21 protein-coding genes and 4 pseudogenes are annotated in these 24,524 nt (G+C 70.7%); 17 read left to right on the forward strand and 8 right to left on the reverse strand.

The annotated features are described in order from the left end of the window. Positions 1 to 5 precede the first annotated feature (5 nt). The 9 genes and pseudogenes from ABZ876_RS36230 to ABZ876_RS36270 all read left to right on the forward strand — a co-directional run. Positions 6 to 230 (forward strand): annotated as a pseudogene (locus ABZ876_RS36230) (hypothetical protein); the annotation flags it as partial. Positions 231 to 241: 11 nt separating this feature from the next. After that, positions 242 to 1,183: an ABC transporter substrate-binding protein gene (locus tag ABZ876_RS36235; protein ID WP_361789795.1), complete on the forward strand. Its 942-nt coding sequence runs from the start codon at positions 242 to 244 to the stop codon at positions 1,181 to 1,183. 21 nt (positions 1,184 to 1,204) lie between these two features. Then, complete coding sequence (locus ABZ876_RS36240; RefSeq protein ID WP_361789797.1) at positions 1,205 to 2,242, forward strand: amino acid ABC transporter permease; 1,038 nt, start codon at positions 1,205 to 1,207, stop codon at positions 2,240 to 2,242. Beyond that, a complete protein-coding gene (locus tag ABZ876_RS36245; protein ID WP_361789799.1) occupies positions 2,239 to 3,003 on the forward strand; it encodes an amino acid ABC transporter ATP-binding protein in 765 nt (254 codons plus the stop codon). The genes ABZ876_RS36240 and ABZ876_RS36245 overlap by 4 nt, the downstream gene beginning before the upstream one ends. 321 nt (positions 3,004 to 3,324) lie before the next feature. Beyond that, positions 3,325 to 3,507: pseudogene (locus ABZ876_RS36250) on the forward strand (TetR family transcriptional regulator); the annotation flags it as partial. Positions 3,508 to 3,541: 34 nt separating this feature from the next. Further along, positions 3,542 to 3,937 carry a hypothetical protein gene (locus ABZ876_RS36255; protein WP_361789801.1) on the forward strand — a complete coding sequence of 132 codons (396 nt, stop codon included), beginning with the start codon at positions 3,542 to 3,544 and terminating at the stop codon, positions 3,935 to 3,937. A 409-nt stretch (positions 3,938 to 4,346) separates the two neighbouring features. Further along, positions 4,347 to 4,685, forward strand: coding sequence for an ATP-binding protein (locus tag ABZ876_RS36260; RefSeq protein WP_361789803.1), 339 nt, complete (start codon positions 4,347 to 4,349; stop codon positions 4,683 to 4,685). Positions 4,686 to 4,853: 168 nt separating this feature from the next. Next, complete coding sequence (locus ABZ876_RS36265) at positions 4,854 to 5,054, forward strand: hypothetical protein (RefSeq protein ID WP_361789805.1); 201 nt, start codon at positions 4,854 to 4,856, stop codon at positions 5,052 to 5,054. Positions 5,055 to 5,181: 127 nt separating this feature from the next. Continuing rightward, positions 5,182 to 5,370 carry a hypothetical protein gene (locus ABZ876_RS36270; protein ID WP_361789806.1) on the forward strand — a complete coding sequence of 63 codons (189 nt, stop codon included), beginning with the start codon at positions 5,182 to 5,184 and terminating at the stop codon, positions 5,368 to 5,370. A 91-nt stretch (positions 5,371 to 5,461) separates the two neighbouring features. Here the strand turns inward: ABZ876_RS36270 and ABZ876_RS36275 are convergent, their stop codons facing one another. The 3 genes from ABZ876_RS36275 to ABZ876_RS36285 all read right to left on the reverse strand — a co-directional run bounded on the left by ABZ876_RS36275 (position 5,462) and on the right by ABZ876_RS36285 (position 10,697). After that, entirely contained in the window at positions 5,462 to 7,633 is a 2,172-nt protein-coding gene (locus ABZ876_RS36275) for an FUSC family protein (protein ID WP_361789808.1), read from the reverse strand. 431 nt (positions 7,634 to 8,064) lie between these two features. Then, positions 8,065 to 9,240: a glutathione-independent formaldehyde dehydrogenase gene (locus ABZ876_RS36280; protein WP_361789810.1), complete on the reverse strand. Its 1,176-nt coding sequence runs from the start codon at positions 9,238 to 9,240 to the stop codon at positions 8,065 to 8,067. Positions 9,241 to 9,530: 290 nt separating this feature from the next. Then, the gene (locus tag ABZ876_RS36285; RefSeq protein ID WP_361789812.1) at positions 9,531 to 10,697 is read right to left on the reverse strand and encodes a hypothetical protein; all 1,167 of its coding nucleotides are present in this window, start codon (positions 10,695 to 10,697) and stop codon (positions 9,531 to 9,533) included. A 953-nt stretch (positions 10,698 to 11,650) separates the two neighbouring features. Here ABZ876_RS36285 and uvrA point away from each other — a divergent pair. The 4 genes from uvrA to ABZ876_RS36305 all read left to right on the forward strand — a co-directional run bounded on the left by uvrA (position 11,651) and on the right by ABZ876_RS36305 (position 15,420). Continuing rightward, the gene (gene uvrA / locus ABZ876_RS36290) at positions 11,651 to 14,119 is read left to right on the forward strand and encodes an excinuclease ABC subunit UvrA (RefSeq protein ID WP_361789813.1); all 2,469 of its coding nucleotides are present in this window, start codon (positions 11,651 to 11,653) and stop codon (positions 14,117 to 14,119) included. Positions 14,120 to 14,293: 174 nt separating this feature from the next. Beyond that, the gene (locus tag ABZ876_RS36295; protein WP_361789815.1) at positions 14,294 to 14,956 is read left to right on the forward strand and encodes an SDR family oxidoreductase; all 663 of its coding nucleotides are present in this window, start codon (positions 14,294 to 14,296) and stop codon (positions 14,954 to 14,956) included. An 82-nt stretch (positions 14,957 to 15,038) separates the two neighbouring features. Further along, positions 15,039 to 15,236: a hypothetical protein gene (locus tag ABZ876_RS36300; RefSeq protein WP_361789817.1), complete on the forward strand. Its 198-nt coding sequence runs from the start codon at positions 15,039 to 15,041 to the stop codon at positions 15,234 to 15,236. A gap of 19 nt (positions 15,237 to 15,255) precedes the next feature. Beyond that, positions 15,256 to 15,420: a hypothetical protein gene (locus tag ABZ876_RS36305; RefSeq protein WP_361789819.1), complete on the forward strand. Its 165-nt coding sequence runs from the start codon at positions 15,256 to 15,258 to the stop codon at positions 15,418 to 15,420. A gap of 57 nt (positions 15,421 to 15,477) precedes the next feature. Here the strand turns inward: ABZ876_RS36305 and ABZ876_RS36310 are convergent, their stop codons facing one another. Both ABZ876_RS36310 and ABZ876_RS36315 read right to left on the reverse strand, forming a co-directional pair. Further along, the gene (locus ABZ876_RS36310) at positions 15,478 to 15,840 is read right to left on the reverse strand and encodes a hypothetical protein (RefSeq protein ID WP_361789821.1); all 363 of its coding nucleotides are present in this window, start codon (positions 15,838 to 15,840) and stop codon (positions 15,478 to 15,480) included. Positions 15,841 to 16,060: 220 nt separating this feature from the next. Then, positions 16,061 to 16,304: pseudogene (locus ABZ876_RS36315) on the reverse strand (thioredoxin domain-containing protein); the annotation flags it as partial. Between the two features lie 219 nt (positions 16,305 to 16,523). Here ABZ876_RS36315 and ABZ876_RS36320 point away from each other — a divergent pair. Continuing rightward, the gene (locus ABZ876_RS36320; RefSeq protein WP_361789823.1) at positions 16,524 to 18,305 is read left to right on the forward strand and encodes a helix-turn-helix domain-containing protein; all 1,782 of its coding nucleotides are present in this window, start codon (positions 16,524 to 16,526) and stop codon (positions 18,303 to 18,305) included. Between the two features lie 111 nt (positions 18,306 to 18,416). Here ABZ876_RS36320 and ABZ876_RS36325 read toward each other — a convergent pair. Both ABZ876_RS36325 and ABZ876_RS36330 read right to left on the reverse strand, forming a co-directional pair. Then, positions 18,417 to 18,577, reverse strand: a pseudogene (locus ABZ876_RS36325) (IS5/IS1182 family transposase); the annotation flags it as partial. Positions 18,578 to 18,664: 87 nt separating this feature from the next. Then, positions 18,665 to 20,089: an NAD-dependent succinate-semialdehyde dehydrogenase gene (locus tag ABZ876_RS36330; protein ID WP_361789825.1), complete on the reverse strand. Its 1,425-nt coding sequence runs from the start codon at positions 20,087 to 20,089 to the stop codon at positions 18,665 to 18,667. Positions 20,090 to 20,450: 361 nt separating this feature from the next. Between ABZ876_RS36330 and ABZ876_RS36335 the strand changes: the two genes are divergently transcribed. Further along, positions 20,451 to 20,831 (forward strand): DUF2267 domain-containing protein, encoded by a 381-nt coding sequence (locus tag ABZ876_RS36335; RefSeq protein WP_361789827.1) that lies wholly within the window; start codon positions 20,451 to 20,453, stop codon positions 20,829 to 20,831. Positions 20,832 to 20,973: 142 nt separating this feature from the next. Beyond that, positions 20,974 to 22,122, forward strand: coding sequence for a hypothetical protein (locus tag ABZ876_RS36340; RefSeq protein WP_361789829.1), 1,149 nt, complete (start codon positions 20,974 to 20,976; stop codon positions 22,120 to 22,122). A gap of 28 nt (positions 22,123 to 22,150) precedes the next feature. Here ABZ876_RS36340 and ABZ876_RS36345 read toward each other — a convergent pair whose 3' ends face one another. Continuing rightward, on the reverse strand, positions 22,151 to 23,041 hold the full coding sequence (locus ABZ876_RS36345) for a LysR family transcriptional regulator (RefSeq protein ID WP_361789831.1): 891 nt from the start codon (positions 23,039 to 23,041) through the stop codon (positions 22,151 to 22,153). 80 nt (positions 23,042 to 23,121) lie between these two features. On the opposite strand from ABZ876_RS36345, the gene ABZ876_RS36350 reads away from it, so the two are divergent. Beyond that, positions 23,122 to 24,492 (forward strand): MFS transporter, encoded by a 1,371-nt coding sequence (locus ABZ876_RS36350; protein ID WP_361789833.1) that lies wholly within the window; start codon positions 23,122 to 23,124, stop codon positions 24,490 to 24,492. The last annotated feature ends 32 nt before the right edge of the window (positions 24,493 to 24,524 follow it).

Here is a 24,524-nt window from a genome sequence, read left to right on the forward strand (position 1 = left end):
TCCTCGCCGAACTCGCCTGCCACGACGAGGAGTTCACCGCGCCGTACGGCGGTGTCCTGCTCCTGGTACGCGAGCGCGGAGAGCCGGTGGCGGACGGCGTCTTCCGCAGATACGACGCCCCGCCGTTCGGCACGGAGGCCGACCCGGAAACCATCGGCCCGCTGTCCTTCGAGAAGCACCTGCCGGCCGGAGCACGTTCGGCACGCACGGGAAAGGCAGCCGACCTGTGAACCTCCGAGCAATGAGAACCCGTCTCCGCGTCGCCGCCGGCATCGCGTTGCTGCCCGCGCTGGCGCTGACCGCCTGTGGAACCGGCAACACCCCCGGCGGCACAGCGGTGGGTGCCCAGGCGTCCCCTGCCCCGGCCGACGACCCGGTCGCCGCCGTACGCAAGGTGGACTCCGTCGCCGCCCTGCTGCCCGCCTACGTACGCAAGGCGGGCACGCTGCGGGTCGGCAGCTCGATCGGGTTCCCGCCCGGCGCCTACTACCCGAACGGCCCGGACAAGGCGCCCGCAGGCCAGGACATAGATCTCGCCGACGCGGTGGCCAAGGTCCTCGGCGTCAGACTGCAGCGTCAGGACGCCTCGTTCGAGACGATCCTGCCCGCCCTCGGCAGCGGCAAGTACGACTTCGGCACCGGAAACTTCGGCGTCACCGCGGAACGCCTGAAGACCATCGACTTCGTCACCTACATCAACGACGGCCAGGGCTTCGCGGTGAAGAAGGGCAGCACCGCACTCAGGTCGAAGGTCACCGACCTCACCCAGCTGTGCGGGCTGACCATCGGCACCGGGGCCGGCACCACCTTCGAGGCGACCCTCACCGCCCAGAAGGGAGTATGCGCGAAGGCCGGCAAGAAGCCGTACGACGTGAAGGTCTACTCGGAGAACGCGGCGACTCTCACCGCGCTTCAGCAGGGCCGCATCGACGTGATCATGTCGACCATCAACGGACTGCGCCACCAGGCGGCACAGTCCGCCTCGCAGACCGCCTTCCTCGGCGAGTACCACCGCCTCGACGTCGGCTTCGCCTTCAAGAAGGGATCCCCGCTCACCAAGGCGTTCCGGGCCGCCGTAAACGAGCTGATCAAGAACGGCTCGTACACCCGGATCCTCAAGAAATGGGGCACCACCGCCTCCGCGATCGACGCGTCGCGGATCAACCCGCCCGAACACGAGTAACCAGTGAGCAGGAACGCCACGATGGGACTCACCACCGACTCCGGCATCGCGCCACCCGGCGCGACCTCGCCGGCCGCCGGCCCTGGAGCCCGGCCCGTCCCGGACGACCCGGCAACGCTCAAGGTCGTCGCCGTCCGCCACTACGCCCGGTGGGCGGCGGCCGTCGCCGTGACCGTGCTGGTCGCCCAGTTCGTGCACGGGCCGGCCACCAACCCGGTCTGGGAGTGGGGCGTCTTCCGCGACTACGTCCTGTCCGAGACGATCGTCCAGGCCGTGTGGGTGACCCTCCAGCTCACCGCCTACGCCACCGTGCTGGGCTTCCTGCTCGGCACCGTCCTGGCCTTCATGCGGCTGTCACGCAGCCCCGTGCTCCAGACCGTCGCCTGCACCTACATCCGGGTCCTCCGGTCCATCCCGATGATCGTCCAGCTGGTGTTCTGGTTCAATCTGAGCGCGCTGTACCAGGAGTTGGGCATCGGCATCCCCTTGGGGCCGGTGTTCTGGTCCGTCGACAGCAACAGCCTCATCGGCACCATCGGCGCCGCGGTCATCGGGCTGACGCTGCACCAGGCCGCCTACGCCGCCGAGATCGTCCGCGGCGGTGTCATCGCCGTCGACCACGGGCAACTGGAGGCCGCCGCGGCGCTGGGCATCCCCCGGCTGCGGCAGATCCGCCGCATCGTGCTCCCGCAGGCCATGCGCGCCATCCTGCCCACCGCCGGAAACGAGATCATCGGCCTGCTCAAGGGCACCTCGGTGGTGTACGTGATGTCCATCGGCGAGCTGTTCCACCGGGTGCAGGTGATCTACGGCCGCAACGGCCGGGTGATCCCGCTGCTGCTGGTCGCCACCGCCTGGTATGTGGTCCTCACCTCCCTGCTGTCGGTCGCCCAGTACTACGTGGAGCGCCGCTACGCCAGGGGCGCCAACCGCACCCCGCCGCCCACCCCGATACAGCGCGCGCGGCGCTTCGTACGCGATGTGCGCGTGGCTGCGGCGCAGCGCAACCAGCCCGTCGTACCCCTGAAGGCCCCCGGACGCGTGGGAGACAGCCGATGAGCGAGGTGATGGTGGACGTCCACGGCGTCCACAAGAGCTTCGGCCCGCTGGAAGTGCTGCGCGGCGTCGACCTTCAGGTCCGCGCCGGCGAGGTCACCGTGATCGTCGGTCCGTCCGGGTCCGGAAAGTCCACGCTGCTGCGCACCATCAACCACCTGGAGAAGGTCAACCGCGGCTGGATCAGCATCGACGGCGAGCTCATCGGCTACCGCCGTCTGGGCGGCAAGCTGCACGAACTGAAGGAGAAGGACGTCCTGAAGCAGCGTACCCAGATCGGGTTCGTCTTCCAGAACTTCAACCTCTTCCCGCACCTGACCGTGCTGGACAACCTCGTCGAGGCCCCCGTCTCCGCGCTGCGCCGCCCCCGCAGGGAAGCGGAGGAGACCGCCCGCCGGCTGCTGGACCGAGTCGGTCTCGCCGACAAGGCCGACGCCTATCCACGGCAGCTCTCAGGCGGCCAGCAGCAGCGCGTGGCCATCGCCCGCGCGCTCGCCCTCGAACCGAAGGTGCTCCTGTTCGACGAGCCCACCTCGGCGCTCGACCCGGAACTGGTCGGCGAAGTCCTCGACGTGATCAAGGATCTGGCCCGCAGCGGAACCACCATGATCGTCGTGACTCACGAGATCGGCTTCGCCCGCGAGGTCGCCGACACCGTGGTGTTCATGGACGGCGGTGTCGTCGTGGAGCAGGGGCCGCCCGGGGCGGTACTCCACGACCCGCAGCACGAGCGCACCCGCGCCTTTCTCTCCAAGGTCCTCTGACCAACCGTGATCATCACCACCATCACCCACGACCACGCCGACCGGGTGCGCTCCTGCCAACGCCTCGCAGAGGAGTGGCACCGCCGATAAGCCGCTCCGAGGCTGGTTCCGGCTTCCGCGAAGGGGCGCTCACCGCACCGGTCGCACCCGCCCCACGGCCACTGCCGTTCGCGGTGTCCCGGCGACTGCGCACGGCCGTGGCGCGGACAGCACGGTGACCTCGATTTCCCGGTAAGCTGAAACAAGTTTCAGCGCGTGGTGAAACTTCGTCGCGGCCAGATCCGGCGAGTGCGGAACCGGCAAAGGAGATGGCGGGGCACGGTGGTACGAGCGGGCAGGGGTCCCCGGGGGGAGCGCGGCGCACAGGCGGATCGCATCCTGGCGGCGGCGCGCACGTCCTTCGCCGAGCGGGGTTACAGCGGGACCTCGTTGCGGGCCGTGGCGCAGGCCGCCGATGTGGACCCCACCCTGGTGAACTACTACTTCTCCAACAAGATGGGGCTGCTGAAGGCGGCGCTGGAGCCGCCGGAGGCCTTCGGTGAGGGCATTGCCGAGGCCGCCAAGGTGCCGCTCGAGGAGCGCGGGCGGGCCTTTGTGGAGGCGGCGCTGTCCATGTGGGACGATCCGGCCACCTCGGAGATCCTGCGTTCGATCATCCTCGCCGCAAGCCACGAACCCTTCGCCGGAGCGCCTTCGCGCCGTCTTCTCCGCTCTTGTCCTGCAGGTCGTGTCGGCGAGCCTGCCCGACGACGAGGCAGGGCTGCGCTCGGACCTGGTCGCCACACAGATCGTGGGTCTGGCCATGACACGTTACGTCTGGGCCGTCGACCGCATCGCCGACATGCCCAGGGAGCAGGTCGTCCGCCTGATCGGGCCGGTCGTGCAGCACTACCTCACCGGCACCTTGGGTGGCGATGTCTCGGAGGGGGCCTGACCGGTCGGTGGCCGCCCGGGCGGACCTCCCGTGCGTTTATTTCACACCCAATGGAAACTTCTCGTGCTTCAGGTGAGGCGACCGACGTAGCGTGGGCGTCGTTAATTTCCTGACGCGCGGAAATGAGGGGGTCATGGCCCAGATCCGGGCCGCTGGCGTCGAGCCCGATCGGCGTCGGCTCTACGGATGGCGGGCCACCGGTCGTCAGTGCCGGAGAACCCCACTTGTCCAGGTGATGACCTGGGACGGCGGCGTATCCGTCCCACTCCGCGAGGCTCGCCGGCCCCGTGCCGGTGTGTACCGCCCCGACGTGGACGCCTGGGCCTCCGTCCCCGTGGCGGCCTCTTCGATGAGGAGGCGGGCGCAGTCCCGGCGGGGAAACGGGGCGGCGGCCGAGCGGGTGGGCGTCATGTCGTGTAAGCCGCGGTCCGCGGCCCTGGCCCGAGACCTGGTCGCCGAGCGGCTCGCCGCCCTTGGTCTCACCCGCCTCGCCGATGTCGCCGAGTTGCTGGTGTCCGAGCTGGTGGGCAATGCGATCAAGCACGCGGGCGGCCGCACCCTGCTCATCACCGTTCACGCCACCGAGCGCGGCGCCCGGACGGCCGTCACCGACGGCTCGCGCAGCCTGCCCACCCTCGTGCGTGCCGGGGACGAGGGTGGGCGCGGCCTGGCCCTGATCGATGCGCTGGCCCTCCGCTGGGGCGCCGTCCCGCTTCCGTACGGCAAACGCGTTTGGCTCGAGCTGTAGACCCGCCGCGGTGGATGTGCTCTGACCAGTGCAGATGCCGTGGGCTTCTGTCGTTGTCGGTTGGCGTCGGCCGACCTCGCACGCGACGAGCCGTCTGTGATCGCGAAGCAGAGTGTTTGCACCGGGAATGGGAAGAAGTCAGAGCGGGAGGGAGGACAGGAGACAACCGTGACCGTCCTCGCGATCTTTCTCCTTATCATCGGGACGCTCTTGGTCCTTATTGGGGCGCTTCTAGTCCTTATTGGCACGTTTCTGATCGCCATCGGGATGGCCTTGATCCTTGCGGGGGTGGCTCTGATCGCCGCGGGCACGTTCTTGCTGATCCGGAGACTTCTCGGCCGTGATCGAACCCGGTCTCACCGCTGGTGACCTTGTGGGTGGCCCCCGGTGCAACCACAACTGATCACCGGCGGCCGTGACCTGCTGCCGCCTTCGCACGGGTGGTCGCCCGTCGTCTCTGGGCCTGTCGAGGTCCGGTCTGTCTGCGGCGGTCATCGTGGCCGAGCTGCTCCACACCGTCCGCCTCACCCTCAGGAACCGGACCCTCGATGCGGAGCCTTTCCTCGTCGTCGGCCCGATTGCCGGCATCCGCAAGGTGCTCATCGTGACGGCCGAGGCGGAGAAGTCCTTCCGGTGGAACGTCCAGGGGATCGAACTGCCGACCCTGGCGGGTCCGATGTCGTGATGGCGACACCGGCGTACGTGTGGGGGCGCTCGACGCGGCCGGGAGGCTATTCCCGTTCCAGGAGGCGCGGCGCTCTCTGCCGCCGGCGCCGTCACCCACCTCGGGGCGCGGGCCCTGATCCGTTACCTTCCGCAGCCAGGGCCGCCCGCACCCGCTGCTCCTCGCGAGCAGAGCCGACGTCCCGTTCCAGGGGTGTGCGGCTCACGGCTGTCGCGAGGTCTTCCAAGGCCCGTTTCTGCAGTTCCGCTTCGCGCCGCACGACCGGGCTCCCATTGCCGGCGGCGTCCTCCCACGCGTGGAGCGCCTCCTCCACGCGCCCCCAGTCCGGACTCCTGTGCTCGCGCACGTCGACTGCCGCCTGCGCGGTGTCCGCCTCCAGGGCCTCGGCGAGCCGCTCCGCCGCGGGGACGAGACGGCTGTCGGCCTCCGGGACGTGGCTCTCCATGAGCATCGCCGCCCGGCCGAACCCCTTGAGCGCCTCCTGCGCCTCCTCCGCCTCGCGCAACGTCAGGCCCCTGGGGCGGACCGGTTCCTGCTTCGCCCGGTCGTAGGCCTCCTGCCAGGCGGCACGTGCCTCCCTGCTCTCCAGCAGTGCCCTGCGCATGTCGGCGCGACGCTCCCGGGTCGGTTCGGCGTAGCTGCGGAGCACCGCGGCCGCGTAGCGGCCGTTGGCGGCGAGCCAGTCCGCAAGCCGCCCCGGCAGCCGGGGCGTCTCCCACGCGGGGAACACCACGTACGCCAGCATGGCCAGGGCCCCGCCGAGCAGGGTGAGCACCACCCGCTCCGGGACCGTCTGCTCCCATGCCTGGCCGCCCATGCCGAGCAGGAAGACGACGTACGCGGCGGTGAAGCACTGGGAGTAGGCGTAGCCGGTACGGATCACCGTGTACGACAGGCCCGCCGAGACCACCGCCAGCGCGCCGAACACATGGGCGTCCGGGCCCAGGGCCCGCACCATCCCGGTGGCGAGCGTGACCCCCGCCAGGGTCCCCACGAGACGGGCCACCGCACGCGCGTACGTCCGGTGGAAGTCCGGCCGCATCACCATCACCGAGGCGATGGGCGCCCAGTAGCCGTGGCCCAGGGGTAGCCGGGCGGCGATCAGATAGCCGAGCGTGGCCACCGCCGCCAGGCGGACGGCGTGCCGGAACACGGGCGAGTCCAGGCGGAGCTCACGGCGGACCGCCCCGACGACGACCGGGAGCAGCCGGAACATTGTCGGGCGCACCAGGAACTGGGCGCCCTCGGGGCCGGGCGGCGTGGGCGTCCTCCCCCGCACGCCGCAGCAGGCGATCTCCAATGCCTCGCCGAGCAGTTCCACGAGCCGTTCGGCGGCCTGCCGTGCGGGGCCCTCCAGCACCTCGTGCTCCTCGTCGATGCGCAGGACTTCCGTGCTCCTGGGTGACACCTCGGCGGGAGTGCCGCGGCGGATCGAACGGGCGGCCGCGTCCAGGACGTCGGCGGCCGCGCCGAGCAACTCCCGGGCGCGGTCCCGCCCGGGTCCCTCCGCCGGGGCGCCGACGTCCGGGTCGGCGAGCGCGGCGAGGACCGGCCGAATGCGTTCGGCGATGCCCCGGGGGCCGTGGAGGACGGGGGGACGGGTGCGGGCCTGTGATGGCGTCACGGCGGCCGCGTCCCGGGCCGTCATCAACGGCCTCGGGTCGAACGGGGCGGTCGGGTCGTGCCGCAGTCGGCGGGCGTAGTCCGCCACGGCGGCCAGGGCGTCGGCGAGCGCGTCACGATGCGCCCCCCAACGGCGGATCGGGAACAGCAAGATCAGCACGGCCTGCGCCACGCCTCCGAGCGCGATGACCCCGGCGTGCTCCAGGGCTCGCCCGACGCTCGTGGGCAGAGTGATGGTCACCAGCATGCTGCCGACGGTCGTCGCTGCGACGATCCCGGCGGTCGATCCGACGGCCCACGCCATCCCCGCGGCAAAGGCCCATACGGCCAGCAGCAGGAGGAACGTCACGAGTCGCCCCGCCGCCAGGTAGCCCACGAAGGTGCTGAGCGCCAGACCCGCGCCCGCGCCGAGCGCGATCACCTTGCGTGGACGCCAGGTGCGCTGGAAGGTGGCCCCACCCGCGGAGTAGGCACCGAGAGCGGCGGACGCGGCGTACGCGGGGGAGGCCAGCCACAGAGCCGGCCCGATGACCATCGCCACCCCAGCGGCCGTGCGCAGCGCGAGCAGGGGCTCCAGCCGCGTCTCCTCGATCGTGAGCCCGGATCGCACGACCTCCCCGAAGGCCCGCAGCCACGTCACGGGTGTGAGCCTAGCCGGAGCGCCCTGCCAGGTCGCGTCGGCCGCGCCGCCGCTTCCTGTGCGCTGCGGACAGGCGGGCGCACACCCCGGATCGGGTCGAACCCTGACACCACTTCTCGGACGCAACCTGACATGCCGGACGCCACTACAGACCTTGACGGAAGTCCTCGCGGATCGGTGAAGACGGCAACCATGGCTTCGACTTCAGGAGCGTTCGGACCCGGCCTGTCGAGCAGGCGCCCGGCAAGCCGGCCCGCAGAGGCGTCCGCCATCCGTTCTACCGGGCCGGACGCGGGCGATCGCCCCTGGTTCAGGTCCGACCGGAGAGCAAGCGAAACGCCGTCCGTCAGTCCCGGTGGAGCCGAGGTTGATCGCCACTCGTCGGCCGGACCCATCCCCGGGAACAGGCGGGCGGCGGCCCTCGGGTTTCCTTACCGCTTGTGGCCGTTGCCGTGTCCGTCGGGATGCATGACCACCTTGGTCCAGCCCTCGTCACGGGCGTCGAAGTGCTCGTAGGCGGTGGGGGCCTGGTCCAGGCTGAGCTCGTGGGAGACGACGAAGCTCGGCTTCGCCTTCCCGCCGGCGATCAGATCCCGCAGCGCCCGGTTGTACCTCTTCACCGGCGCCTGCCCGGTGCCCATGTGCTGGCCCTTGAACCACATCATGCCGAAGTCGATCGGGACCTTGCCATGCGCCTCCAGCTCCCCCTGGGCCTCGGCACCGCCGGGGTCCTCGGGCAGGAACACGCCCACCACGCCGATGTCGCCCGTGAACCTGACCGAGTCGATCAGTCCGTTGAGCGTGAGGCTGGCGTCCTCGTGCCCCTGGGGATCGTGTGCCTGGTAACCGACGCATTCACAGCCGTTGTCGGCGCCCAGACCTAGGGTGGCCTCCTTGACGACCTCCGCCGGCTTCTGCTTGGCGGCGTTGATCGGGATGGCCCCGATCTCCTCCGCCTTGCGCAGTCGGTCGGGCTGGTAGTCGGCTACCCAGACGCGGCCGGCGCCCTTGAGGATGGCGGAGTAGGCCGCCATCAGCCCGACGGGACCGGCCCCGAAGACGATCGTCTGGTCGCCCGGTTTGACGTGGGCCATCTCGGTGGCGTGATAGCCGGTGGGGAAGATGTCGGCGAGCATCACATAGTCGGTCTGCCGGTCGGCGGCGTCCTCGCCCAGACGCAGCGCGTTGAAGTCGCCGTAGGGCACGCGAAGCAGTTCCGCCTGGCCGCCCTGGTAGGGGCCCATGTCGGCGAATCCGTAGGCGGCTCCGGCGAGGGCCGGTTCCGGCTGCATGGTCAGGCAGTAATTGGTCAGGCCCTGCTCGCATTGCTTGCAGAAGCCGCAGGCGATGTTGAAGGGCAGGACCACATACTGGCCGACCTGGACCTTGCGGACGGCCGAGCCGACCTCCACGACCTGGCCCATGTTCTCGTGTCCCAGGGTGCGGCCAGGCTCGAACGAGGTGCGGCCCTCGTACATGTGCAGGTCCGAACCGCAGATGTTGGTGGTGGTGATCTTGACGATGATGTCGCAGGGGTGTTCGATCTTCGCGTCCGGTACGTCCTTCACTGCGACCGTTCGCGGTCCTTCGTATACCGCTGCTTTCATGATTACTTCCCTTGATGTCGCGGCATGGCGGTGATGGAGAGGGCGCAGAGAGCCTGACTCTCGGAAGTGCTGCGACGGGGTCAGGGGCTCCGGCACGCCTCTGGGAGCCGTTCACCTGGATTAGATGGAACGGTCATTTGCCGTCGGCCCGCCAGGCGGGGCATCGGCGCTCCGGCGGTGTTACGTCCGGGTCCCCGTCGGCCCCCGAGGCGAAACAACCGCGCACCGGCCGATCAGCGGAACCTCCGGACCCGGATGACCACCAACCGACGGAACATCTCCGACTGAGGTCACCCGCTGGTCCCCTCGTCCTGCAGCAGGCTGCGACGCTCCTGTTCGCGCTTGGAGTAGGCGGCTGCCCGGATCGCCTCGTCGCTCTCCAGGCCCGATCCCAGCGCGCCGCCCACCGTGGCGACCGAAGCGACGAACCAGGACAAGGTCAAGTACTCCGTGGCGTGCAGCGGGGTTCGTGTCGTGGAAGCGAACACCCGGTCGTTGAGGATGAACAGCGCCCACACCAGGTTGATGACCAGCAAACCCACGTAGCAGACGATCACCCCGATACCCACGGTCACGACCGTCGAGGCGTTGTAGAGAGCCGCCCTGTTCCTCGCCTCCGGCGAAACCTCATCCGTTCGATGCCACAGGTTCGCGTCCACGATCAGCCAGCCGATCATCACCGCGACAGACCCGACCGTGGCGATCACCAGGCGTGGCGTGCTCAGGGACGTGGCCAGGTTCCAGATGGTGGAGTTCACAGTGGCGACTGCTCCCGTGGCGAGTGCGGCCGCCAGGGCTTTCGACAGGCCCGGCACCAAGCGCCACGGCCGGTTGGCGCGGACCATACCGCCGAGCACTCTCAGGTAACCGCGCGGCCCACTGACGACGTACCGCAGATCGGCGATCTCCTCCTCACCGACCTGGCCCGGATGGATAGGCGCGAGACGACCGATGAAGGGCCCCCGCAGCGGCTGACTTCCCGCAGGCCCCTCAGCCCCCGTGGCCTGCAGGCCCGCCAAGCTGAGCACGGCTTCTTCCACGGCCTGCCGGGCCCTTGTCTGCAGCCGGAAGCCTCCCAGCGGGGGAAGGGACAGCAGCGCCAAGCCGTGTTCGTGACTCAGATCCACCACGAGCTTGCGCCCATGTGAGTGCAGCGGAAGGTCGGTGAGGGCCACGACGATGTCCCAGTTCCCCTCACGTCCGCGGTCCATGATCCGGCGCATCAAGGTGGGCGGGTCCTCGGCCCCTGCGGTGAAGGGCTCACTGACCACCTCGACGTCGAACCGTCGTCCCTGGCCCGACTTGTCGGCGAGCCGATCAGGAAGCGTCTGGGCCATGCGCTGCGCGATCTCCGTCGGCGCATCCGGATCCGCCAGAAGAGCCACGACCGTAACGTCCTGAGACGACACCCGCATGACTCCTTCTCGTCGGCTGCCCCCGCGGTCGCACGTGGCCACAGGATGCCCCCGAGGTAACGCCGACGCCGCGTGACACGCTGGCCCCCACCAGCAGGTGCAGGCGGTGCGGTCGGATCTCCTCGTCCTCCCCGTGCGGGGCCTGCTCCACCACGGGGCCACGGTTGCGTGCGCCACCGCGAACACCCGCGCGCGCCACCCCGGTCGGCACCGCACGCCGCGCCACCGGCCACTCCGCTTCGATGTCCGGTCCGGGAGCAGCGGCTCGATCCGCGCCCACGGCGCGTCGGTCAACGGCGCGCCCGGACTAGCGATCCGATGATCCGAACGAAACGGCCGACCCGGGCGGGATGGCCCGCGCCAACCGGCCCAGGCTGCTGTTCACGGGCCTCTTCCGAGCGCTCGCCGGCGTGTTCGCCACCGCGACGTTCGGCCTCGTCAGCAGCTACCTCCTGGCCACCCCCACGTGGGGCCGCTCTGCGACACGGTGTTCACCCTGCTGTCGGTCACCACGTTTTCCCGGTGCTCGTGCACGAGGCGGATCGCCATGGCACCCTCACCGACCGCCGAGGCCATCCGTTTGACCGAGCCGCTCCTGACGTCGCCGGCGGCGAAGACCCCGGACGGGTGGTCTCCAGCACGGGCGGGCCGCGCTGGTTCGACGTGTGTCAACATAGGCAGGTCTCGAACATCAAGGCGCTGCCGCTGCTGGAGCCCAGGTCTCCGGTGCGGTGGTGCCGTGCCGGCCGCCCTTGCCCCCCTCGGTCATGGCCGCCATGGGCGCATGCTCGCGACCTGGGCTGAGCCGCCGGGCGAGTGCGCCACCGGGAGGCGAACCACCGCGTACACCGAAGCGCGCCGGCAGGGGGCAGGCGAAGGCCCCGACCGGTTCGGGGGATCCCCGGCCGGGGCGGATCGAGAGTGGGTGCGAAGGGCGGTCGCCCCGTGACGGCGCCTGTCGCGCGGTTCCCGGCGCGATCAGGTAATCAGGAACGGTGGACAAGGACGCGACCGACCCCTTCGTGCATGTCCGGGGTGCCGGTGAGAACAACCTGCGGAACATCGATGTCGACGTTCCGCGGGACGCGATGGTCGCCTTCACCGGCGTCTCCGGTTCGGGCAAGTCCTCGCTCGCGTTCGGCACGCTCTACGCGGAGGCCCAGCGGCGCTACTTCGAGTCCGTGGCACCGTACGCCCGAAGGCTGCTGCAACAGGTCGGCGCACCGCACGTGCGGGAGATCACCGGACTGCCACCGGCCGTGGCCCTGCAGCAGCGACGCGGGTCGCCCAGCTCGCGCTCGACGGTCGGCACCCTCACCACGCTGTCCAATCTGCTGCGCATGCTGTACTCCCGCGCGGGCACCTATCCGCCCGGGGCCGCACGGCTGGAAGCCGAGTCGTTCTCACCCAACACCGCGGCCGGCGCCTGCCCGAACTGCCACGGACTGGGCGTCGTGCACGACGTCGCCGAGGACCTGCTCGTCCCGGACCCCTCGCTGAGCATCCGCGAGGGGGCGATCGCCGCCTGGCCGGGCGCCTGGCAGGGCGCCAACCTGCGCAGTGTCGTGAACGGCCTGGGGATCGACATCGACCGACCGTGGCGCAGGCTCAGGAAGAAGGACCGGGACTGGCTGCTGTACACGGACGAGCAGCCCTCCGTGTACATCGAGCCGGAGGAGGACCGCATCGACTACGGCTACCAGGGCAAGTTCTGGAGCGCCCGCAAGCACGTCATGCACGTCCTCGCCGACTCCAAGAGCGAGAAGATGCGCGAACGGGCGCTCCGGTTCGTCAGGAGTGTGCCCTGCCCCCAGTGTCACGGCAGCGGACTGCGGCCCGAGGCGCTCGCCGTGACCTTCGCCGGACGTTCCATCGCCGAGATCAACGCGATGCCGCTCACCGAGGTCGTGGCGCTGCTGCGGCCCGTCGCGGGGCGGTCCGAGGCCGACGCCACCACGTCGACCGCCCGATCCGGGGAGACGACCGAGGTCGCGGTCCGGATCTGCGGCGATCTGGTCGCGCGGATGGACGTACTGCTCGACCTGGGCCTCGGATATCTCAGCCTCGGGCGCCGCTCGACGACCCTGTCGCCCGGCGAGGCGCAGCGCCTGCGGATCGCCACCCAGCTGCGCTCGGGGCTGTTCGGCGTCGTCTACGTCCTCGACGAACCCTCCGCGGGCCTGCACCCGGCTGACGCGGAACCGCTGCTGGACGTGCTGGACCGCCTCAAGGCGGCGGGCAACTCGCTGTTCGTCGTGGAGCACGACATGGACGTCGTACGGCGGGCGGACTGGGTGGTCGACATCGGCCCCGGCGCGGGCGAGGGCGGCGGACGCGTGCTGTACAGCGGCCCGGTCGCCGGTCTTGAGCGGGTCGGGGAGTCGGCCACGAGCCGGTACCTGTTCGGGCGCGCCCAGCCGCTCGATCACCGCCCGCGCACACCGCACGGCTGGCTGCATCTGCGCGGCGTCTCCCGCCACAATCTGCACGACGTGTCCGTCGACGTGCCGCTCTGCGTACTGACGGCGGTGACGGGCGTGTCCGGTTCCGGGAAGTCGACGCTGGTGACGCAGGTGCTCGCCGAGGTCGTCCGCGGCCACCTCGGACTCGTACCCGAGGAGCCCGACGAGGCGCAGTTGGAGGTCGACGTCCAGGACGCGTCGGGGGTCGAGTCGTTCGACCGGCTGGTCCTCGTCGATCAGCGGCCCATCGGCCGAACGCCCCGGTCCAACCTGGCCACGTACACCGGGATGTTCGACGCGGTGCGCAAGCTGTACGCGGCGACGGACGAGGCCAGGGCGCGCGGCTACTCGGCCGGGCGGTTCTCCTTCAACGTGCCCGAAGGGCGGTGCGAGACCTGCCAGGGCGAAGGATTCGTCGCGGTGGAACTGCTGTTCCTGCCCGGCACCTACGCGCCGTGCCCGACCTGCGGCGGCGCCCGGTACAACGCCGAGACGCTGGAAGTCACCTACCAAGGCAAGAACATCGCGGAAGTACTGGCGCTGTCCGTCGACGCCGCCGCCAAGTTCCTGTCCGCCGTCCCGGCCGCCTCCCGCAGTCTGGAGACGTTGCGGGAGGTGGGACTGGGGTACCTGCGGCTGGGCCAGCCCGCGACGGAACTCAGCGGCGGTGAGGCGCAACGCATCAAACTGGCCACCGAACTGCAGCGAGCCCGCCGCGGGCACGCGCTCTACCTGCTCGACGAGCCGACGGCGGGGCTGCACCCCTCGGACATCGCGCTGCTGCTGCGACAGCTGCACCGGCTCGTCGACGCCGGCAACACGGTCGTCCTCGTCGAGCACGACCTGGACACGATCGCCACCGCCGACTGGGTCATCGACCTCGGTCCGGGCGGCGGCGACGCGGGCGGGCGGGTGGTCGCGACGGGCCCGCCGGCCAAGGTGGCGAGGGCCCGCCGCAGCGCCACCGCGCCCTATCTCGCGGCCCGGCTCGCGCGCTCCTGACGACAGAATCGCGATCGCCAATCCCCGAGCGCCTGCGGCGCGACCCGGTGGCCGGGTGGTCTCGCACACCAGCGCCGTGCGCGAGTGCGCCGACTTTACGGCAACCGCGGGACCCGACCTGCCGCGGCAGTCCCGCAGCCCGGCGTGAGCGGTCGCGTGTGGCAAGAATGACCCATGCACATTGTGATCGCGGGTGGACACGGAAAGATCGCGCGCCGGCTGACCCGGCTGCTCTCGGCGCGCGGCGACAACGTCACAGGGCTGATCCGCAACCCGGACCACGCCGACGACCTGCGCGCGGACGGCGCGGAACCGGTGGTGTGCGATCTGGAGCACGCCTCGGTGGACGAGGTGGCCGGCCACCTTGGCGGCGCCGACGCGGCACTGTTCGCCGCGGGCGCCGGACCGGGCAGCGGCGCGGCCCGCAAGCAGACGGTGGACCGGAACGCGGCCATCCTCCTCGCCGACGCGGCCGAGCGCGCCGGGATGCGCCGCTTCCTGGTGATCTCCGCGATGGGCGTGGACAGGCCGCCGCCGCCCGGCACCGACCCGGTGTTTGCCGCCTACCTGAAGGCCAAGGGCGAGGCGGACGCCGACATCGCCTCCCGTCCGGGACTGGACTGGACGATTCTGCGCCCGGGGATGCTGACCGACGACCCCGGTAGCGGCCGCGTCACGCTCGCCGAGCACACCGACCGCGGTCAAGTGCCGCGCGATGACGTGGCTGCGGTGCTCGCCGCCCTGCTCCACGAGCCCAGGACCGCCGGGCGCATCCTCGAGCTGATCAGCGGGTCCACGCCGGTCGAGGAGGCGGTGCGCGCCGTGGCCGGCGGCTGACGCCGCACTCCGCCCTCGCCCGGCTGCGGGTGATGACTCACACCCGGGCGCTTCAAAAGGCCTGCGCAGCGAGGCCGACACGGTGTTCCGCAAGCTGAGGGACATCGCCGCGCCGAGCGGTACACCCTTCGAGCACCAGTCGATCGGCTACGCCTTCGGGTACGTCGAGGCGATGTCGGAGAAGGGGCACGTCGAGGAGGCCCGGGACAAGCTGGACTGCCGTTCGCACGGTGAGGCCGCGGACGTTCCATCACGGCCTGAGAGGGGAGGATGGATATGAGCGGCGAAGGAGGCCCGTCATGAAATCCGGAGCCCGTGATTACGACGCCTGGTACTCGCGCACACCCTCGCAGGCCGAGGGCGAGCGGGACGAGACGGGCGAGCGTACCGCAACGGAACAGCACCCGGACGTCCCCCGGAGCGAGCCATCCCAGGCGGAGGGCGAGCGGGGCGACGACGCCTAGCGCAACTGGACGACCCGGCGCCGGGGGCCGGGTGAGGGTGCACTTTTTCCGGCGCTGTCACCGGTTCCCGGCCCGCCTGCCGTCCAGCAGTCCGTGCAGGTGCGCGGCGGCGTTCTCGATGTCCGCGTATTTCTGCTGTCCGGCGCGTACCTCGGCAGAGAGCACACCGCAGCGGTGGACGCGCTCGAAATCGCCGTAGGGGAACTTGTACCGGCCCTTGGTCTCCTCTCCCATCTCGTCATCGATGCCCAGGTACCACCTGGCGTACTCGTCGAATCCGTGCTCCTCGAGGTAGGCATTCTCGTCCGCTGCCGAAGGCCGGTGCTCGCTCCACTCGTCCCGGTCGTCCAGGACGATCCGGCCCTCTTCGGTCAGTTTCTTTGCGTGGTTGAACGCCCTCACGTTCATTTTCACCGTCATGCCGTTCACCGCCCCATCGACAGTCGTGTTCAGATGCCGGCTGCTGCCGCCCGGATATCCTGTCGAGCCTGCCCGGCGCGGTGGACCGGCCGGCGAAGGTGCCTGCTTCGGTAGAGGAAGCTCATGGTTCGCACCTGGGACATGCGGTTCTGTTCTGCGCTTCCGGGGGGCTTCCGCGGTGGTCCATCGTGTTCCCCCTCCTGCAGTGGTTCGCCGGCCCCATCGCTTGCTCGACCCACGAACGCAGGTCGTGCGCAGGTGCCGCGCCGGCCTTGCCGGCGAGCGTCTCGCCCTGGTCCAAACGACGAGGAGGGTCGGCACCGCCTGCACCTCGAAGCCGCCGACTGACCCGTGGATTTTGCTGATGTCGGCCTTGACGGGCTTGATCCGTCCGGCGAGGTCGCGGGCGACCTGTCCGAGGGCGCGGGGCGGACCATGGGGCGGGGGCCGCACCAGGTGGCCCACGCCCGGTTCCCTCCGGTGCGCACGGAGAGTCTCGAGCACTCCCCAGGGTGACGAACCGGGTGGCTCCACGCCTGCGTCTGGCGAGTCAGGAATGCACAGGTCCGGTCGCCCCACGAGGACGAGAGAAAGGATCCACACATCTCGGGTAAGCCGGCCCGTGAGCGGGTACGCGACATGCCGCTCGGTTCTCTGAAGGCTTCGAGGGACGGAGTGGTCTCATGGCCGGCAGTCGGGCGCACAGCCTGTACCACTGCTACTCCCACCGGAAGGCCAGCCTTCGGCGGGGCAGCGCCGGGCGGCAGCCCACGGCCGCGCGCGGAGGGCCCCGCCCGCCCGCTCGCGCCCCTGCCGACCATGCCCTCCACGAACTCGTCGCGCTCTCCCGCGCCCTGTTCGGCACTCGGGACGAAGGCGAGATCCTGCGCCTGGCCATGGACCACATAGCCGCCGCGGGGCCATACAGTGCCGAGGCCGGATACCTCAATGTGGGCGGCGACCTGGTCCCCAGTCCAAGTGACGGGCAGATGCCCGCCTTGGCCGTGAGCCGGAGGGTGCGGGAGCTGGCCGGGCAGGACGGCAACGTGACCGTGCCCGGCAGGCCCTGGGGCCGGGCGCTGGGGCTACGCGGACCTGAGGGACTCCACGGCTACCTCGTGGTGACGTCCCGCTCCCGGCCCACCGAGGCCGAGCGATCTCTGCTCGCCACGCTCGTCCGGCACACCGCTGCTGCACTGTCAGTCGCTTTCGCACATCGCCGCCAACGGGAGGACGCGCTGGAGCTGCACCGACTGAGGGAGGAACGCACAGCCCTCCAGCGGCAGCTGATCTCTGTGGTGGCTGAGCTGGGCTACGAGCGGGCCGTTCACGCGCTCATGGCCGGCGCCGCTGCCTCGGGTGGCGGCGAGGAAGCTGTCACCCGCGCACTGCACGGGCTCACTGGACTTCCTGCGCTGGTCGAGGACCGCTTCGGTCGGCTGAGGTCCTGGACCGGCCCCAGCCGCCCCGTCCCCTATCCCGAACCGGACCCCGTGCGCCAGGACGAAATGCTGCACGCCGTCGCCCGTCAGGCCGGGCCGGTGCGGATAAGGGACCGGCTGATCACCCTGATCCGCCCGCACGGCGAGATCCTGGGCGTGCTGGCCCTGGTCGATGCCCGGGACGAGGCCGACGAGCACACCGTTCTCGCGCTGGAGCACGCTGCCGCGTCACTCGCCCCGGAGCTGACGCACCTGCGCAATCTGGCCGAAGCGGAGCTGAGGCTGCACCGCGAGCTGGTAGACGACCTCCTGGCAGGGACGGACGAGGCGAGCGCCTACGCCCGGTCCGAGGCAGCCGGACACGACCTGCACCGCAGCCACTACGTCGTCGTGGTGCAGTGGTCGAACCGGACCGCCGACGATTCCTTCGCACAGACCGTGGGGCGGGCGGCCTCTGCCGTGGGCATGCGCTCGCTGCTGACCCGACGCTCCGACCACGTCGTCCTGGTCGCCGACGACAGGCCGCATCCCCGCGCGCTGTACGAGGCGCTCGCCCGGGAGACCGGAACACGGTCCGGGACGATCGGGGTGAGCGCCCCTTCCGACTCCCTGAACGACATCCCCCACCACTACCAGGAGGCGCAGCGCGCCCTGGACGTGCGCCGCCACTCCCGCGAGCGCTACGGCACGACCTTCTTCGACGAGCTCGGCCTCTACCGCATCCTGGGACCCGGCAACGATTACCGGGAACTGGAGACGTTCGTACAGGAGTGGCTCGGGCAGCTCATCGACTACGACTCCCGGCACCACGCGACCTTGGTGGAGACCCTGTCCCGGTACTTCGACTGCGGCGGCAACTACGACGAGACCGCAGAATCCCTCGCGATCCACCGCAGCACGCTGCGCTATCGGCTCCAGCGCATCCGCGACATCAGCGGCAACGACCTCGCGAACGTCGAGGACCGGCTGAACCTCCAGGTGGCGACCCGAGTGTGGAAGATCGTGCTGGGCGGCCCCGGCTGACGCCTCGCTGGAACGCCTGTGGGAGTGGTGTCAGCAGCGCTGCGGTGGGTGGGCCGGGCGGCGGAGGAGCATCTGGTCCGCCCCGCGGATGCCGGGACGGCCGGCGGCGACCTGGTCGAGCAGCCGGGTGCCGGCTGCGGAGTCCTGGATACCGGCCGCGGTGACCGGCACCGCCAGGAGGAGGCCGACAGGTCGGTCACGACGCGTCGCTTGCGGCCCACGATCTTCTTACCCGCATCCGTGCTCTGGCCGGCGGAGGGAACGCTGGTGGAGGCCGCTGCTGTAGCCGCTCGAACGCAGCCTGTCCCGCTCCCACACCGCCAGCTCGCCATGGAGAGCGCGGTCGACCGGCTCGTAGGTCAGCCCAGCACTTCTGCGATCGGGGCGTCGGCGTCCACGTAGCGCACGAGCTTGCGGTTCGCGAATTCCACGATGCCCACGTCGCCGAGTTCGCGCCCGTAGCCGGAGCGCTTGATGCCGCCGAAGGGCAGCTCGGGTCGGGACGCGGTCGGGTGGTTGATCCATACCATGCCCGCCTCCAGCCGGTCCGCGACTCCGCGAGCACGTTCCGGGTCGGCGGCGAAGACCGCGCCTCCCAGGCCGTAGGGGGAGGTGTTGGCCAGTGCCACGGCCTCGTCCTCGTCGGCGACCCGGTAGACCGTGGCGACGGGGCCGAAGAGCTCTTCCCGGTAGGCCCGCATGTCCGGTGTGACGTCGGTGAGAAGGGTCGGCTCGACGAAGGCGCCCGGCAGGTCGGGCCGCCCGCCGCCCAGCACCACCGTGGCTCCCTTGTCCACCGCGTCACGAACCTGCTCCATCAGGAGTTCGGCCGCGGCTTCGGAGGACAGCGGGCCGAGCGTGGTGGCGGGGTCGAGCGGATCTCCCGGTTGCACCTCGCTCATCCGGTCACGCAGCCCGGTGACGAAGGCGTCGTAGACGTCGGCAAGGACGATGAAGCGCTTGGCCGCGACGCAGCACTGCCCGGTGTTGCCCATCCGGCCGAGGAACGCGGCGTACACGGTGCGCTCGAGATTGTGACCGTCCAGCACGACGAAGGGATCACTGCCACCCAGCTCGAGGACGGACTTTTTGACATTGCGGCCGGCGATCTCGCCCAAGCTCACGCCCGCCCGCTCGCTTCCGGTAAGTGACGCCCCCTGCACCCGAGAGTCATCGATGATCTTCCCGACGTCTCTGCCCCGCACGAAAAGATTGTTGTAGACCCCGGCCGGCACACCCGCATCCGCGAACAGCTGCTCGAGTGCCAGTGCGGACTGGGGGCAGCTACTCGCGTGCTTGAGCAGGATCGTGTTGCCGAGGACGAGGTTCGGACCCGCGAATCGGACGACCTGGTACAGCGGGAAGTTCCACGGCATCACACCGAGAAGGACGCCGAGCGGCTCGTTCACCAGCACGGCCGTGCCCTCGGGCACCGGCAGGGGTCGTTCTTCCAGCAGTTCGGGGCCGTGCTCGCCGTAGTAGGTGAGGATGTCGGACGCGAGGTCGACCTCTGCACGGCTCGAGTTGATCAGCTTGCCGACCTCAAGGGTCAGGAGGCGCGCCAGTTCCTCCTTGCGCTCCCTCATGAGCCGGCCGGCGCGTTGTACGAGGGCCCCCCGGTCGGCCGTCGACCGGGCACGCCAGTTGGGAAAGCTACGGTGCGCCGCGTCGATCGCGCGCCCCACGTCCTCCGCGCTCAGCGCCGGGAACTCGCGAACCCTCTCACCGGTGTACGGGTTGACCGTGGCGATGGGGCTTCCCTGGGCAGTGACATGGGCGTCCATGACGCCTCCCTGGAATCGGGGCCCCTCGGGTTCCACGCCCGGACCCGCTCACACGTGCTGATTCGTCCCATGCCACGCCAAGCTGTGGCACCCGGGTCCTCTGTGGTTCACGTCGAACGCGCAGAGTCGCCGCCCGAGTTCGGCTGCGTCGGCGCTCTCATGGTGTGGCTCCTCGCCTGTGTGCAATACGACGAGCTCAACCTGGCCGGCGAGGCCCTGCACACCACGGTGCACGGAGGCGTCAAGCTGTGGGGGGTCGTGGTCACCGCCGTCCGTGCGCGGGCGCGAGCCGGGTCGGTGTGGCAGGCTTGCAGGGGGTCCGCGCCGTTCGTCGCACCACAGCAGCGAAGGAGGACGACGCATGGATGAGCAGGAATTCGTCCGTACCGTCGCCGAGCGCACCGGACTGAGCCGACAGGAGGCGGCGGACCTGACCTGGGCCACGCTCGAGACGCTGGCCCACAGGCTGAGCTCCGGGGAGGCCAGGGACCTGATCACCGAGCTCCCCGAGGGCCTCGCGGAGGCGGTGCGCCGGGGAGCCACGGACCGCATCGAGCGCTTCGGCCACTACGACAGCGTGCGGCGCGTTGCCGAACGCACCATGCTCAAGGAGGAGGAAGCCGACCGGGGTGTGCGGACCGTACTGGCCGTGCTCCGCGAGGCGATCAGCCAGAAGGAGTTCAACGACCTGATGTCGCAGCTCGGAACGGACTTCTCCAAGGCCCTCGAATCCTCCGGGTGACCCCGGGGCCTTCGGCACGGCGCCCGTGTCACGGCGCCGGCGGCCCGGACGCTGCGTGTGCGCCGGGGCACGGCGGGTGGCACCCGCGGATCGCCGGTCCCTCGCGGCCGCCATGGCGTGAGGCGCACACGAAGGTGTGGTCATGACGGCTGACGTGCCCGAGACGTCCTCCGGCAGATCCGTGCGCGTCGTGCTGGTCGCCGACCCCGGCATGCCGTCGGAGATCGCCCGGGCTCTCGCCCCCCGGTTGCCCGACCATCTCCGCCGGGCAGTGCGTGCTCGGGTCGGATGGCAGGTCGACACGATGACCGCCCCGCTCAGCGTGAGCGAGCCGGCCGACGTCTCCGACATCGCCGAGGCTGTCAGAAGCCACCTGGACGGTGCCGAATGGGACGTGGCGATCTTTCTCACCGACCTTCCGCGGCGGGCCCGGCTCTACCCGATCAGCGTCGAGGTCGACACCGCGCTCCGGGCCGCGCTCATCTCCCTTCCCGCCCTTGGGGCCCGCCGCCTTCGGCGCCGGGTGCGGCAGGCCGTCGTGGATGTCGTCCGGGAGCTGGTCGCGCACGAGGAGACGCCCAGGCACCCGGAGGTGATCGGCCGCCCGCCGCGCGAACCGGTACCGGACACCCGTCCCGGGCCCGAGCAGCCCCGGCGCTACGTCGTGCCCGGCCTGCGCGGCCACACCCGACTCATCGCCGGCATGGTGTACGCCAACCGCCCCTGGCGGCTGTTCGGCTCCCTCTCCCGGGCCCTGGCGGGCGTGTTCGCCACGGCTACGGTCCTGTTCATCAACAGCACCACCTGGAACCTCGCCACCGCACTCGGCGCCGTGCAGCATGCCGTCATCACCGCTGTGTCCGCCGTCGCGCTCACCCTGTGGATCATCGTCGACCACCAGCTCTGGGAGCGCGGCGCCCACCTCCCCGCACGGCACCACCCCCTGTACCCCTACAACCTGGTCACCCTGGTCACCATCGCGCTCGCGGTGGTGGTGCTGGCCGCGGCCCTCTTCGCGACTCTGGTCGCCGTCTCCTTCCTGCTGCTGGACGCGTCCGTCCTGGGCAAGTTCATCGGACGGCAGGTCGGCGTCGGCGACTACCTCTTCCTGGACTGGTTCATCACCGCAATCGCGATGATCGGCGGGGCCTTCGGCACCAGCCTCGAAGGGGACGAGGAGGTGTCCGACGCCGCCTATGGACGACGGCAGCGTGAGCGTCAGCGGATGCTGCTGCAGATGTCGCGGCCGGAGGGAGGCGGACGCAGGGGGCCGGACAGCACCGACGGGTGACGCCCGGGCCGCGGCCGCAGGTCGGGCGTCACAGGGCGATGACGTGGAGGTCGACCAGGTCGAGCAGCGCCCGCAGGGCCGAGCTGGGCCGCCGGGTCGACGACGTGCCGAGATGCATGCTCCAGCGGAGCATGGTGCCGTGCACGTCCAGGACGTGCAGGCCGGGGGTGCGGGCAACGGCGAACGCGGGCAGGAAGGCGATGCCCAGACCGTGCCGGACCAGTGCCGCCCCCATGTCGATGTCGGGCACTTCCAGTGCCACCCGGCGTACGACACCCGCCGCCGCGAACGCCCGGTCGACCACCTCGCGGTTGCCGTAGCCCGGCGGGAAGTCCACGAAGGGCTCCCCCGCGAGGTCCGCAAGTGCCACCTCCCCCCGCTGCGCGAGCGGATGGGCGGCGCTCACCACCAGGACGAGCGGCACGGTGGCCAGCTCCCGTGCGTCGATCCCGGCGGGCTTGTGCTCGGGCAGCGACAGGAAGGCCACGTCCAGGTCCCCGCTGAGCAGCGCGTGCGCCAGTCCCGCCGAGCCGGTCGTCGCCAGCCGCAGCCGGACGTCGATCGCCGGATGCCGCGCGTGCAGCTGCCCGAGGAGCGCAGGCAGGTCCACCACCTCGACCGAGGCCATGGCGCCCACGTTCACCGTGCCGCGCAGTGTGTCCTGTGCGGCGCGCACGGCGTCCTGGGCCGCCTGGGCGGCGTGCAGGGTGGCCCGAGCCTCCGGCAGCAGCGCCGCGCCCGCCCCGGTGAGCCGGACCTGCTGCGACGTGCGCTCGAACAGCGCGCAGCCGAGCTCGCGCTCCAGGGAGCGGATCGCGGCGGACACCCCGGACTGCACCACGTGCAGCCGACGGGCGGCACGCGTGAAACTCAGCTCCTCGGCGACCGCGATGAAGTGCTCCAGCTGACGTAGCTCCACACGAGAAGTATCACTCGCATTGCTCGAGACCAGCAATAACATTCGTTGGCACTGATCCTGGCTGGTGAGGAGAATGGAAAGTGCCATCCACTTCCGCCCGAGGAGGGGTACCCCTGCCTGCCGTTTCGACGCCGCTGAGCCGTCCCACAGCCGACGCTCCCGACCCGACCCCCCGGATCCCAGCACCCGCTCCCGCCGACCTGCCTCCCCTCGCCCCCGCCCGGCGCCGTGCCTCGCACACGACCGGCTTCTGGTTCGTGGCGGTGGCCTTCACCGTACTGATGGCCTTCGGCACCGCGCCGACCCCGCTGTGGCCGCTGTACGAGGCCCGGGACCACTTCGGCGCGACCACGGTCACGGTGGCGTACGGCTCGATGGTCGTGGGCGCAGCGGCCGCCTTCCTCGGACTGGGACACCTGTCGGACCGGCTCGGCCGGCGGCGCATCATCGTCCCGGCGCTGCTGGTCGGCATCGTCGCGTCGGTCGTACTGATCGTATGGCGGGACCTGCCGGGGCTGATCGCGGGCAGGATCCTGAACGGTGTCGGACTGGGGCTGATGGCCTCGACCGCGACGACGTACCTGCACGACCTCTACCACGAGGCCCGTCCGGAACGGACGGGTTCGGTGCTGCCCGGCATCGTGGCGACCGCCGCCAACCTCGGCGGCCTGGCCTCAGGTCCCCTGGTCGCCGGAGCCGCCGCCGAGTGGCTTCCCATGCCCCTGATCACCGCCCAGGCGATCTTCACGCTCGCCATGGCAGTGTGCCTGGCGCTGGTGCTGTGCACCCCGGAGACCGTGGACCTGGAGCTGCCCGCGGCCGAACCGCCCAGCAGGTTCGTCCTGCGCCCCGGCGGCCGGCGCACGTTCGGCGCCGCCGGCGCGCTGGGCGCCTTCGCCTTCGCGATCCTCGGCCTGATCTCCTCCCTCGGGGCGAGCGTGCTCCACGGCACCCTGCACACCGACTCGCACCTCGTGGTCGGCCTGGCGGCCTTCCTCATGTTCGGTTCCGCGGCGGCCGCCCAGCTGGTACTGGGACGCCTCCCACTGCCCCGGGTCCTGACCGTGGGGGCAGTGGTCTTCCCGGTCGGCCTGGTCCTGTGCGCCGTCGCCCTGTACCACCCGGCGCTCTGGCTCTACCTGGTCGCCGTGTCCCTGTCGGGAGCCGGCTCCGGGCTGCTGTTCAAGGGAGGAGTCGAACGTGCCGGTTCAGTGGCCGAGCCCGCCTCGCGCGCGGGGGTCCTCGCTGTGTTCTTCGTCGTCGCGTACCTGGGAATGGGCCTGCCCTCCGTCCTGTTCAGCATCGCCCTGCGGCACTTTGCCGTGCAGACCGCGATGATCGGCTTCGCGGCGGTCCTGTCCTGCGGCGCCGTTGTGTCGGTGGTCGTAGCGTTGCGGGATCGCGCACCCGGTCCCGGTGAGTTCTCGGCGCAGTCCGCTCGCCGCTCCTGACCTCCCTGCGGCGCATGCGACACGGCTGTCTG

Origin of the sequence: Streptomyces sp. NPDC046931, from assembly GCF_040644655.1 — a bacterium.
In the GTDB taxonomy this organism is placed as follows: Bacteria; Actinomycetota; Actinomycetes; order Streptomycetales; family Streptomycetaceae; genus Streptomyces.